Source organism: Bacillus sp. FJAT-52991 (assembly GCF_037201805.1).
GTDB lineage: Bacteria > Bacillota > Bacilli > Bacillales > Domibacillaceae > Bacillus_CE > Bacillus_CE kandeliae.
On the sequence record NZ_CP147404.1, the window covers coordinates 1 to 12,500 of the forward strand.

Consider the following 12,500-nt stretch of genomic DNA (forward strand, 5'->3'; position numbering starts at 1 on the left):
ATGGAAAACATCGATGATCTTTGGAGCAAAGTTTTACAAAGTATAGAGAAAAAAATTAGCAAGCCTAGCTTTGACACTTGGCTGAAATCAACAAAAGCCCATTCGTTGCAAGGAGATTCAATTACAATTACTGCTCCAAATGACTTCGCCCGCGATTGGCTAGAAGGTCATTATTCGCAGTTGATTTCCGGAGTAATTGGAGAAATTACTGGGGAACAGCTAGCCGTGAGATTCATTATTCCAGAACATCAGCAATCGGAAGAATTTGATGTCTCTAGTGCTAAAAAGCAACAAAATAAAAAAGAAGATACACATGAATTCCCACAAAATATGCTGAATCCAAAATATACATTTGATACGTTCGTTATTGGTTCAGGAAATCGATTTGCCCACGCTGCCTCTTTAGCTGTTGCTGAAGCACCTGCAAAAGCTTATAATCCACTCTTTATTTATGGGGGAGTTGGACTAGGTAAAACCCATTTAATGCATGCAATCGGCCATTATGTACTTGAGCATAATCCTGGGGCAAAAGTTGTTTATTTATCATCTGAAAAATTCACTAATGAGTTTATTAACTCCATTCGAGACAATAAAGCCGTTGATTTTCGCAATCGGTACCGCAATGTCGATGTTCTTTTAATTGATGATATTCAATTTCTTGCTGGTAAAGAACAAACGCAGGAAGAATTTTTCCATACTTTCAACACCTTACATGAAGAAAGTAAACAAATTATTATTTCTAGCGATCGTCCTCCTAAAGAAATTCCAACACTAGAGGATCGTCTTCGATCTCGGTTTGAATGGGGATTAATCACTGATATTACACCACCAGACTTAGAGACTCGAATCGCTATTTTACGCAAAAAAGCGAAAGCAGATAATCTAGATATCCCAAATGAAGTCATGCTCTATATTGCTAATCAAATAGATACGAATATTCGTGAGCTTGAGGGAGCGCTTATTCGAGTTGTAGCCTACTCTTCATTGATCAATAAAGACGTGAATGCTGACCTGGCAGCAGAAGCGTTAAAAGATATTATTCCAAGCTCTAAACCAAAGACGATCACGATTCAAAACATTCAAAAAGTCGTTGGAGAACAATACAATGTAAAACTTGAAGATTTCAAGGCGAAAAAACGAACGAAATCCGTTGCTTTTCCTAGGCAAATTGCCATGTATTTGTCTAGAGAGCTAACTGATTTTTCGTTGCCTAAAATTGGAGAGGAATTTGGGGGCCGTGATCATACGACTGTTATCCATGCTCACGAAAAAATTTCAAGACTATTAGAAACTGATAGCCAACTTCAACACAACGTGAAAGAAATCCAAAACCTTTTGAAATCTTAATAATGTGAATAACTTAGCTGACTTTACAAACAGTCTGTCCACAGGTGGATAGACTGTATTTACTTTCACTATACAGACTTATCCACATATTCACAGCCCCTACTAGTACTACTATTATTTTTTAATATAAAATAATTAATATATGCAGCAAGGAAAATGATTATTCTAAAATAAAATGGAGGAAGAGAAATGAAATTTTCAATTCAAAAAGATCGGTTTGCTCAAAGTGTACAAGATGTTTTGAAAGCGATCAGTTCAAGAACAACGATTCCTATTTTAACAGGGATAAAAATAGATGCAGGTACAGAGGGAATTAAATTAACAGGTAGTGATTCTGATATTTCCATTGAATCTTTTATTCCAAAAGAAGAAGAGGAAATTCTTCTAGCTGATATTAAACAAACAGGATCTGTTGTGTTAAATGCCCGTTTTTTCAATGAAATTGTCAAAAAGCTACCGTCAGATACAATTGAAATCGAAGTAATTTCATCTTTTCAAACAGTGATTCGCTCTGGTCAAGCAGAATTTAATCTAAATGGTTTAGATCCAGAAGAATATCCTCATTTGCCACGCATTGAAGAAGAGGAAGTGTTCACATTACCTACTGATTTATTGAAGGCAATGGTCAGACAAACCGTATTTGCAGTGTCCACGTCAGAAACACGCCCCATCTTGACAGGTGTAAACTGGCGAGTCGAAAATGGAGTATTAAGCTGTATTGCAACAGATAGTCACAGATTAGCTTTAAGACAAGCAGCTGTTGAAACGATGTCAGGTGCGGAATACAATGTGGTCATTCCAGGGAAGAGCTTAAGTGAACTAAGCAAAATTTTAGATGATAGCCAAGATGTTGTTGAAATTGTCATTACTGAAAATCAAGTCTTGTTCCGTGCGAAACATTTATTATTTTTCTCAAGACTTTTAGAGGGAAATTATCCTGACACTAGCCGCTTAATTCCTACGGATAGCAAAACAAAGTTAGAATTAAACGCAAAAGAATTTTTACAGGCAATTGATCGAGCTTCTCTGTTAGCGAGAGAAGGTCGAAATAACGTGGTAAAACTATCGATGATCGGAGAAGAAATGATTGAAATTTCCTCGAATTCCCCTGAAATCGGTAAAGTGACGGAACAAGTGAAAAGTCACGCAGTAGAAGGTGAAGAACTAAAAATCTCTTTCAGTGCCAAATATATGATGGATGCTCTAAAGGCACTTGAAGGAACAGAAATTAACATCCAGTTCGCAGGCGCAATGAGACCTTTTGTTATTCGTCCACAACACGATGACTCGACGCTACAATTAATCTTGCCTGTTAGAACGTATTAATTTCGTTAAAAACATGAACAATGAAAGAAAGGCTGCTTCCCTGAGCTGGGCAGCCTTCTTTTTTTTGTAAACGTCTAGACGAGCAAGCCGCTTCCGCTTTTCTTGGTCTAGCTGCAGGCGCTAGCGACTAGTGGACTTCCACAATCCTCCTTGCGATAAGTCAACATCGATTCACTGACGTTCATCATGTTTCCTTTATCTTGTGCGGATCGCTCCAGCCCATACGTCGCTAAACAGCGCCTTCCGCTTTTCTTTGTCTAGCTTCGCCTCCTAGACACTCGAGTCAAATAACCTGACGCTTACAAGACTGTCGTCTTTTCAGCGCCAGAACATTTGCTTGTCGTGTCTAAACAGTCGGCTCCACTTTTCTATCTTTGTGTTAATGTGAAAAGTTTAGTAAAATAAAGTATTAGAGAATTCAATCGAAGGCAGTGAGAGAAAATGGAAAATAAAATAGTGATTGAAACGGAATATATTGTTCTTGGGCAATTTTTAAAACTTGCTGAAGTCATTCAAACAGGTGGAATGGCAAAGTGGTTTTTGAGTGAGCATGAAGTGTATGTGAACGGTGAAATCGATCAACGTAGAGGTAGAAAATTGCGAGTAGGCGATACAATAGAAATACCTGGATTTGGTGTTTTTGTTATAGCGGATTCATAAAACAAAAGGGTGTTTTGCTCATGCACATTAAAGAACTGCATTTAGAAAATTATAGAAACTATCTAAACTTAGATGTTGAATTTGAAAATAAAGTAAATGTTTTTCTTGGAGAAAATGCTCAAGGGAAAACAAATGTAATGGAATCTATTTATGTGCTTGCTATGGCAAAATCTCATCGTACCTCGAATGATAAAGATTTAATTCGCTGGGAAGCGGATTATGCTAAAATAAAAGGTAGAGTAGAAAAATCTCGAAATTCTGTCCCGTTAGAATTAGTTATTTCTAAAAAAGGGAAGAAAGCGAAGTGCAATCATTTAGAGCAGCAACGCCTTAGTCAGTATATAGGGAATATGAATGTTGTCATGTTTGCTCCAGAGGATCTCCATCTTGTGAAGGGAAATCCTCAAGTGAGAAGGCGTTTTATAGATATGGAAATTGGTCAAGTATCACCGGTGTATCTTCATGATATTAATCAATATCATAAAGTGTTACAACAGCGAAATCATTATTTAAAGCAATTACAAATCAAAAAAACAGCTGATTACACAATGTTGGATGTTTTAACAGAGCAATTGATTGATCTAGCTGTGAAGATTGTGAGAAAACGCTTTGACTTTATTCACTTACTTCAAGATTGGGCAAGCACCATTCATTCTGGTATTTCGCGAGGAGTAGAAAAATTAAATATTATATACGAACCGTCTGTCGGGGTATCAGAAGAGAATGATTGGTCAAAAATGGTGAGTATATTTGAAGAAAAATATCATTCGCAAAGACAAAAAGAAATTGAACGAGGCGTTACCCTTAGTGGACCACATCGAGATGATCTCGTCTTTCATGTGAACGAAAAGAATGTTCAAACATTTGGTTCTCAAGGACAACAAAGAACAACGGCACTATCTGTGAAATTAGCGGAGATTGAATTGATTCACTCTGAAATCAAGGAGTACCCCATTCTTTTATTGGATGATGTGTTGTCAGAGCTTGACGATTATCGACAGTCTCATTTGCTAAACACGATCCAAGGGAAGGTTCAAACATTCGTTACGACAACGAGCACAGAAGGAATCCATCATCAAACTTTGCAAGAAGCGTCCACCTTTACAGTTGAAGCTGGCACGATGACACAAATAAAGTGAGGGTTTAGCCATGTATGTTCACATTGGAGATGCCACCATCCTTCGAACAAACGATATTATTGCCATCGTTGATCAGCAAACGATAGATTTAACTTCGGAACAAGCGATAGGTATTATTTATGATGACACTTTATTAACAAACGGAAATTTTAAATCAATTGTTGTCACAGACAACCAATTATATCTTTCGTCGTTTTCATCAAACACATTAAAAAAAGGATATTCGATAATTATTTGCAAAAGCCTGGGAGATAAAAATTTTACAGGAGGCTTTTGAAGAAAGAGCAGGTGAATGGATTTGACTATGGAACAAAAAAATACAACGAACCAGCCTTCTTATGATGAAAACCAGATACAAGTTTTAGAGGGTCTTGAAGCTGTTCGAAAACGTCCAGGGATGTATATTGGCTCAACAAGCGGAAAAGGGTTACATCACCTTGTGTGGGAGATTGTAGATAATAGTATTGATGAAGCATTAGCAGGTTACTGTAATGAAATTCGTGTGACGATCGAAGAAGATAACAGCATTACGGTGAAAGATAATGGTCGTGGGATTCCAGTCGGTATTCAAGAAAAAATGGGTCGTCCGGCTGTAGAGGTTATTTTAACCGTACTTCATGCCGGCGGAAAATTCGGCGGCGGCGGATATAAAGTATCTGGAGGTCTTCATGGAGTAGGAGCATCTGTCGTTAACGCGTTGTCTACTCAACTAGAGGTGTACGTTCATCGGGATGGACAAGTTCATTATCAATCTTATAAACGTGGGGTTCCTGAGGAAGATCTAAAAGTAATCGGGGAAACTGATTATACAGGCACGACGATTCAATTCCGTCCAGATCCGGAAATTTTCACAGAAACATTAGTCTATGATTATGATACGTTAGCGAATCGTCTTCGCGAATTAGCCTTCTTAAATCGTGGCATTAAAATTATCATTGAGGATAAGCGAGAAGAAGGCAAAATGAATGAGTACTATTATGAAGGCGGGATTAAATCTTATGTTGAACATTTAAACCGCACGAAAGAAGTCATTCATAGTGAACCGATTTACATGGAAGGGACAAAAGAAGGAATATCTGTAGAGATCTCTTTGCAGTACAATGAGGGATTCACTAGCAATATTTATTCTTTTGCCAATAATATTAATACTCATGAAGGTGGAACACATGAGTCTGGGTTTAAAACAGCATTAACTCGCGTCATTAATGATTATGCCCGTAAGCATGGTTTGATCAAAGAAGCAGATCAAAATCTGTCTGGAGAAGACGTACGTGAAGGACTAACAGCCATTGTGTCTGTGAAACATCCAGACCCTCAATTTGAAGGACAGACGAAAACGAAGTTAGGCAACTCTGAAACAAGAGCTGTGACGGATTCTGTTTTCTCTGCTCGTTTTGAGTCCTTTTTGCTAGAGAACCCAGTTGTTGCTCGCAAAATTGTCGATAAAGGGCAAATGGCTGCTCGTGCTAGGCTTGCTGCGAAAAAGGCAAGAGAATTAACTCGTAGAAAGAGCGCTTTAGAAGTATCAAGTCTACCAGGTAAACTTGCGGATTGTTCCTCGCGTGATCCAGAAATCAGCGAGATTTATGTCGTTGAGGGTGACTCAGCAGGGGGATCAGCGAAGCAAGGTCGTGATCGCCATTTCCAAGCAATTTTGCCGTTAAGAGGAAAGATTATTAATGTAGAGAAAGCACGATTGGATAAAATTTTATCTAACAATGAGATTCGTACCATTATTACTGCTCTAGGTACGGGAATTGGAGAGGATTTCGATATCTCTAAAGCTCGTTACCATAAATTGGTCATCATGACAGATGCCGATGTAGACGGTGCTCACATTCGCACGTTGCTGCTTACATTCTTCTTCCGCTATATGAGACAACTCATTGAAGCGGGTTATGTATATATTGCCCAGCCACCTTTATATAAAATCACGGTAGGGAAAAAGATAGACTATGCTTACAATGACCGTCAATTAGAAGAAATTCTAGCTGAACTACCGGCTAATACAAAGCCAGGCCTTCAGCGATATAAAGGTCTTGGAGAAATGAATCCAGAGCAGCTTTGGGAAACAACGATGAATCCGGAGACAAGAACATTACTTCAAGTCAGCTTGAAAGATGCGATTGAGGCGGATGAAACGTTTGAAATTCTTATGGGGGATCGCGTCGAGCCGCGCCGTCAATTTATTGAAGAAAATGCCCTTTCTGTGAAAAACTTAGATATATAATGCCACTAAAGGCTGTTTTATAAGCAGGATAGATTCAATCTATCCTGTCTCTCTTTCTATAAGCGTTCGTTAAAGGAGGTTTTTGAAAATGGCTGAAACGCCTAATTCTCAAGTAACAGAGATTAATATTAGCCAAGAAATGCGCTCATCCTTTTTAGATTATGCAATGAGTGTCATTGTGTCTCGTGCCTTGCCGGATGTACGAGATGGATTAAAGCCTGTTCACCGCCGAATTTTATATGCGATGAATGATCTTGGCATGACGGCTGATAAAGCGTATAAAAAATCTGCTCGTATCGTTGGTGAAGTCATCGGTAAATACCATCCTCATGGTGATTCAGCTGTATATGATACAATGGTACGGATGGCACAGGATTTTAGCTATCGTTATATGCTTGTCGATGGACATGGAAACTTTGGATCAGTTGATGGCGATGCAGCAGCGGCTATGCGTTATACAGAAGCCCGCATGTCCAAGATTTCAATGGAATTATTACGTGATATCAACAAAGATACAATTGATTATAAAGATAACTATGACGGATCTGAGAAAGAGCCTGCCGTACTTCCAGCGAGATTCCCTAATCTGTTAGTGAACGGAACGTCTGGCATTGCCGTGGGGATGGCGACGAACATTCCCCCTCATCAGCTTGGAGAAGTAATAGACGGTATTGTTGCATTAAGTCACAATCCAGACTTGAATATTCTTGAGCTCATGGAGTATATTCCAGGACCGGATTTTCCAACGGCAGGTATGATCATGGGGAGAAGCGGGATTCGTCGAGCCTATGAAACAGGTAAAGGTTCGATCGTGATTCGAGCGAAAGTGGACATTGAACAAAAAGCAAGCGGCAAAGAAACAATTATTGTCACAGAGCTTCCTTACCAAGTAAATAAAGCGAAGTTAATTGAAAAAATTGCCGAACTCGTACGCGACAAGAAAATTGAAGGTATTACGGATTTGCGCGACGAATCCGATCGTAAAGGTATGCGAATTGTCATGGAAGTCCGCAAAGACACGAATTCTAGTGTACTTTTAAATAATTTATATAAGCATACTGCTATGCAAACAAGTTTCGGAATTAATGTACTAGCGCTTGTTGATGGGCAACCTAAAGTTTTAAATCTTAAAGAGTGTTTATATTATTATCTTGAACATCAAAAAGTGATTATTCGTCGACGGACAGAATTTGAGCTGAGAAAAGCAGAAGCAAGAGCGCATATTTTAGAAGGACTACGCATTGCTCTTGACCACATTGACGAAATTATTGCCTTAATTCGTGGTTCACAAACAACCGACATCGCAAGACAAGGATTAATGGATAATTTCTCTCTATCTGAAAAGCAGGCACAAGCGATCCTAGATATGCGACTGCAACGTTTGACAGGGCTTGAACGAGAAAAAATCGAAGAAGAATATCAAAATCTTTTAACGTTAATTGCTGAACTAAAAGCCATTTTAGCGGATGAAGAAAAAATATTGGAAATTATCCGCGAAGAGCTATTAGAAATTAAACAACGCTTTAATGATGAACGTCGCACAGAAATCATGGATGCTGGCGTCGAAGGAATTATGGATGAAGATCTTATTCCGCGTGAGCAAGTGGTTGTGACGTTAACACATAACGGCTATGTGAAGCGTTTGCCGGCTTCGACTTATCGCAGTCAGAAGCGTGGAGGTCGCGGCATTCAAGGGATGGGAACGAATGAAGATGACTTTGTAGAGCATCTATTAACGACATCGACTCATGACACGATCTTATTCTTCACTAACAAAGGGAAAGTATACCGCTTAAAAGGGTATCAAATCCCTGAATATAGTCGAACAGCTAAAGGAATTCCGCTCATTAACCTATTAGAGGTCGAGAAGGGTGAGTGGGTGAATACGATGATTCGTGTGGAAGAATTCACAGCTGATTCTTACTTATTCTTTGCTACAAAATCAGGCATTGTCAAACGGACATTGCTCGCTGATTATGCGAATATCCGGACAAACGGCTTACGTGCATTGAATTTACGAGAAGATGATGAATTGATTTCGGTTCGCCTGACAGATGGGAAGCAACAGATTGTTATGGGAACAAAAGATGGCATGCTGATTCGCTTTGCAGAAGAAGATGTCCGTGAAATGGGACGTGTATCAACCGGTGTGAAAGGAATACGACTTTCACCAGATGATGCTGTCGTTGGAATGGAGCTTTTACATGAAAATGATTACGTCCTCATTGTCACGGAAAATGGTTATGGAAAGCGCACTCCTGAAAGTGAATATCGCATTCAAACAAGGGGCGGTAAAGGATTGAAGACATGTAACGTTACCGAAAAGAATGGACCTCTTGTAGCTGTGAAAACCGTTACCGGTGAAGAAGACTTAATGTTAATTACTCTCGGCGGTGTCCTGATTCGAATGGATGTAAATGATATTTCAATTACTGGACGAAACACACAGGGTGTGAAGCTGATCCGGCTAGATGACAATGAGACCGTAGCAACTGTCACAAAAATTGCCAAAGAAGAAGAAGAAGAAGAAACACAAGAGGATTCAACTGAAGAGGAAAGTGCATCCATTGAATAATAGTAAAAAAAGCCCAAATACCATTTTCGGTATTGATCTGACCCAATAAAGTTAGACAAATAATTTTAGGCAGCTTCTAAGACTTGAGTTCGGTATTCTACTGGGCTCAGGTCTTTTAATTTTGCCTTCATTCGTTTGTGATTGTAATACTCAATATAATCTTCCAACTCTTTTTCAAAATGCTCCATACTCTCAAACTCTTGTAAGTATAGTAGCTCAGACTTTAATAAGCCGAAGAAATTTTCAATTACGGCATTATCTAGGCAGTTGCCCTTACGGGACATACTTTGTATAATTTGGTGATCTTGTAATGTTTTCTGATACTTTTTCATTTGATAATGCCAGCCCTGATCGGAATGAAGAATGAGCTTATCTTCTGGTTTCAAACGTTTAATCGCCTCATCTAACATATCACCCACGAGTTGATAAACGGGTCTACTCATAACTTTGTACGCAATAATTTCGCCATTACACAAATCGAGAACAGGAGATAGATAACGCTTTTCTCCAAATAGATGGAATTCAGTCACATCTGTTACCCATTTTTGATTCATTTTGTTTGCGTGAAAATCACGTTGTAATACGTTCGGCGCGATTTTACCTACGTTTCCTTTATAAGAACGGTACTTCTTCATACGTACCATGCATTTTAAGCTAAGTTCATTCATTAAACGATTGATGGTCTTCGGATCATGTGTAAAACCATATTTCTTCAGCTCTTTTGTGATGCGACGATACCCGTATCGACCTTTGTGTTCATGATAAATCTTCTTAATTGCCTCTTTTACATCGGCGTATTTATCCACTCGGTTTAATCTTTTTTCCCAATAATAATAAGTGCTGCGTGGAATACCTGCGACTTCAACTAAATCCACAACGTCATACTGACACTTTAATTCGAAAATTACTTGCGCTTTGATTTTGTTTGTAATTTTTCCTGCATTTGAACTAAAGTATTCAACTTTTTTAAGTAAGCATTCTCCATTTCTAAACGCTCAATCTTCGCTTGTAACGCTTCTACTGATCCTTCAGCTGGTGGCAATTTATTTGTTTCTTTCTTCATAGATGGACGCCCCTTTTTCTTTGGTTTTAGCGCGTCCAATCCTTCTGTCTTAAGCAACTGATCCCATTTATGAATAGTACTGGGGGAAGAAATATTAAATGTGCTTGCAGTTTCTCGAAGAGACGCGCCCGTTTCGTTCATAAAATTGAGTACGTCTAGTTTAAACTGACTGGAGTAACTTGTATAGCCCTTGTTAAAACCTTCAATGCCTTGCGCTTCAAACAATTTCACCCAGGTAATAACTAATGATTTCACTGTGCCAATGCTTTCTGCAATGGTTTTATAACCTTCCTTACCAGTTAAATAACGTTCTACCGCTTTTAATTTATCGTCTACTGTATACTTAGACATAAAAACACCCCATAAATGTTAGTTTGGTGTCTAACATTTATGGGGCAGTTCATATTCGGGCTTTTTTACTATAAATAAACGGATTTTAAAATTATATCCCTTCTTCTTTCAATGATTTGGTAAGATAGAAATAAAAACTTGGAGAATGGACCTATGTATATAAAAGTCGAGGAGTTGCGAGCGGGGGATTTATTGCAAGATGATGTCATGGGAAAAACATCCTGCCCCTTAATTGCTAAAAATACAATCTTAACGGATCGTCATATTGAATTGTTAAAAGCTTTTTTGATCGAGGAAGTAGATATTCAAACAGATGGTTCTACTTTATCAGAAACAACAGACACTTCGGACCAAAAAGATCATGTGGAAGATACAGCAAAGGCTTTAGAAGAAGACTTTTTGAAACGGTACATTGAAGGTGAGCAACAATACAATAAAGAGTTTCTTAAATGGCAAGCGGGCATGAGCATCGATATAGTAAAGGTTCGAGAAATTATTCTTCCTTTATTTGAACATGCCCGATTGAATTCTGATATTTACCTACACCTACATAAATGGACGAGTGGGCATTATTATTTTCATCATCCCCTTGCGGTAGGATTAATTAGCGGTGCGATCGCCGAAAAATTAAATTTTGAAAATGGAATGATTATTCAAGCTGCCCTCGCTGGTATATTAGCTGACTGCGGCTTAGCGAAAGTGCCTATGAATATTTTGAAAAATAGCAGTTTCTCTACTAGTGAAAATGAAAAAGAATTAAGAAAGCATCCTCTGCATAGTTACAACATGGTGAAAGAGTTGAAATTATTGAAACAAGAGGCGAAAATAGCTATTTTTCAGCACCACGAAAGATTAGATGGTACCGGGTATTCTATGGGAGACAAGGGAGAAAAAATTCACCCGCTTTCACGAGTTGTTGCAGTAGCTGATACATTTTGTGCGATGATTGCTCAAAAGGATGATCGTAAGCAGGTACCACCTTTTAAAGCACTTGAAATATTAAAGGAAGACTATTTTGGTAAATTCGATATAGCAGCGGTGAAAGCTTTAATTTCTATTTTTACTAAAATTGGTCCGGGAACAAAAGTACAGTTATCTAACGGTCAACGAGGCAGTGTGCTATTTATGAAACAACAGTATCCAACAAGACCATTAGTGCAACTTGCCGGAGATAGCAGTATTGTCGATTTAGAAAAAATGAGAGAACTTTATATAGAAGAAATTTTATAAAGTATATCAGTTTTAAGAATGCACCTTTAATTGTCATCTTAAAGAAACAGTGTGAGTGGTTCTAGTAAACGGACCACTCCTTTTACTATGTCTAGTAAAGTATTTTATAAAAACGAAAGTTTTATAAAAAAAATCATAGAATCTATTGACGATATGAAAATAAGGTGGTATATTATAAAAGTCGCTTGAGGGTGACAGAAATTGAACATTGAAAACTGAACAAAATAAACGTCAACGTTAATTCAAATAGCGAAGGTATCATGTGAATGGTGACCTAAGCAGGACAAGAAATATGAGCAAGTCAAACATCTTTTTGGAGAGTTTGATCCTGGCTCAGGACGAACGCTGGCGGCGTGCCTAATACATGCAAGTCGAGCGAACTTGATGGAAGCTTGCTTCTATTCAAGTTAGCGGCGGACGGGTGAGTAACACGTGGGTAACCTGCCTGTAAGACTGGGATAACTCCGGGAAACCGGGGCTAATACCAGATAAGTTCTTTCTCCGCATGGAGAAAGATTGAAAGACGGTTTCGGCTGTCACTTACAGATGGACCCGCGGCGCATTAGCTAGTTGGTGAGG

Annotated in this window: 9 protein-coding genes and 1 rRNA gene (1 of these 10 running past the window's edge); 9 read left to right on the plus strand and 1 reads right to left on the minus strand. The window is 38.5% G+C overall.

Going from position 1 to position 12,500, the window contains the following annotated elements; genetic code table 11:
* From dnaA to gyrA, 7 genes are all read left to right on the plus strand, one after another.
* Positions 1-1,347 carry a chromosomal replication initiator protein DnaA gene (gene dnaA / locus WDJ61_RS00005; protein WP_338752435.1) on the plus strand — a complete coding sequence of 449 codons (1,347 nt, stop codon included), beginning with the start codon at positions 1-3 and terminating at the stop codon, positions 1,345-1,347.
* Positions 1,348-1,536: 189 nt separating this feature from the next.
* Positions 1,537-2,673: a DNA polymerase III subunit beta gene (gene dnaN / locus WDJ61_RS00010; protein WP_338752436.1), complete on the plus strand. Its 1,137-nt coding sequence runs from the start codon at positions 1,537-1,539 to the stop codon at positions 2,671-2,673.
* A 441-nt stretch (positions 2,674-3,114) separates the two neighbouring features.
* On the plus strand, positions 3,115-3,333 hold the full coding sequence (gene yaaA, locus WDJ61_RS00015; RefSeq protein WP_338752437.1) for a S4 domain-containing protein YaaA: 219 nt from the start codon (positions 3,115-3,117) through the stop codon (positions 3,331-3,333).
* Positions 3,334-3,353: 20 nt separating this feature from the next.
* The gene (gene recF / locus WDJ61_RS00020; RefSeq protein ID WP_338752439.1) at positions 3,354-4,472 is read left to right on the plus strand and encodes a DNA replication/repair protein RecF; all 1,119 of its coding nucleotides are present in this window, start codon (positions 3,354-3,356) and stop codon (positions 4,470-4,472) included.
* Positions 4,473-4,482: 10 nt separating this feature from the next.
* A complete protein-coding gene (gene remB, locus WDJ61_RS00025; protein ID WP_338752441.1) occupies positions 4,483-4,749 on the plus strand; it encodes an extracellular matrix regulator RemB in 267 nt (88 codons plus the stop codon).
* Between the two features lie 27 nt (positions 4,750-4,776).
* Complete coding sequence (gyrB, locus tag WDJ61_RS00030; protein WP_338754842.1) at positions 4,777-6,702, plus strand: DNA topoisomerase (ATP-hydrolyzing) subunit B; 1,926 nt, start codon at positions 4,777-4,779, stop codon at positions 6,700-6,702.
* A gap of 88 nt (positions 6,703-6,790) precedes the next feature.
* On the plus strand, positions 6,791-9,277 hold the full coding sequence (gene gyrA / locus WDJ61_RS00035) for a DNA gyrase subunit A (protein ID WP_338752442.1): 2,487 nt from the start codon (positions 6,791-6,793) through the stop codon (positions 9,275-9,277).
* A gap of 65 nt (positions 9,278-9,342) precedes the next feature.
* Here gyrA and WDJ61_RS00040 read toward each other — a convergent pair.
* Positions 9,343-10,691 (minus strand): IS3 family transposase gene (locus WDJ61_RS00040; RefSeq protein WP_338752444.1). Its coding sequence is split into 2 segments (ribosomal slippage): positions 9,343-10,247 and positions 10,247-10,691, totalling 1,350 coding nucleotides; the frame shifts between segments, so codons are not numbered across the junction.
* Positions 10,692-10,844: 153 nt separating this feature from the next.
* On the opposite strand from WDJ61_RS00040, the gene WDJ61_RS00045 reads away from it, so the two are divergent.
* Both WDJ61_RS00045 and WDJ61_RS00050 read left to right on the plus strand, forming a co-directional pair.
* On the plus strand, positions 10,845-11,921 hold the full coding sequence (locus WDJ61_RS00045; RefSeq protein ID WP_338752446.1) for an HD-GYP domain-containing protein: 1,077 nt from the start codon (positions 10,845-10,847) through the stop codon (positions 11,919-11,921).
* A 310-nt stretch (positions 11,922-12,231) separates the two neighbouring features.
* A 16S ribosomal RNA gene (locus WDJ61_RS00050) occupies positions 12,232-12,500 on the plus strand; it runs 1,286 nt beyond the window's last position.

Excerpts from the sequence above, each read along its gene's own strand:
- dnaA (WP_338752435.1), top strand. The coding sequence starts at position 1 with ATGGAAAACATCGATGATCTTTGGAGCAAAGTTTTACAAAGTATAGAG.
- dnaN (WP_338752436.1), top strand. The coding sequence starts at position 1,537 with ATGAAATTTTCAATTCAAAAAGATCGGTTTGCTCAAAGTGTACAAGAT.
- yaaA (WP_338752437.1), top strand. The coding sequence starts at position 3,115 with ATGGAAAATAAAATAGTGATTGAAACGGAATATATTGTTCTTGGGCAA.
- recF (WP_338752439.1), top strand. The coding sequence starts at position 3,354 with ATGCACATTAAAGAACTGCATTTAGAAAATTATAGAAACTATCTAAAC.
- remB (WP_338752441.1), top strand. The coding sequence starts at position 4,483 with ATGTATGTTCACATTGGAGATGCCACCATCCTTCGAACAAACGATATT.
- gyrB (WP_338754842.1), top strand. The coding sequence starts at position 4,777 with ATGGAACAAAAAAATACAACGAACCAGCCTTCTTATGATGAAAACCAG.
- gyrA (WP_338752442.1), top strand. The coding sequence starts at position 6,791 with ATGGCTGAAACGCCTAATTCTCAAGTAACAGAGATTAATATTAGCCAA.
- WDJ61_RS00045 (WP_338752446.1), top strand. The coding sequence starts at position 10,845 with ATGTATATAAAAGTCGAGGAGTTGCGAGCGGGGGATTTATTGCAAGAT.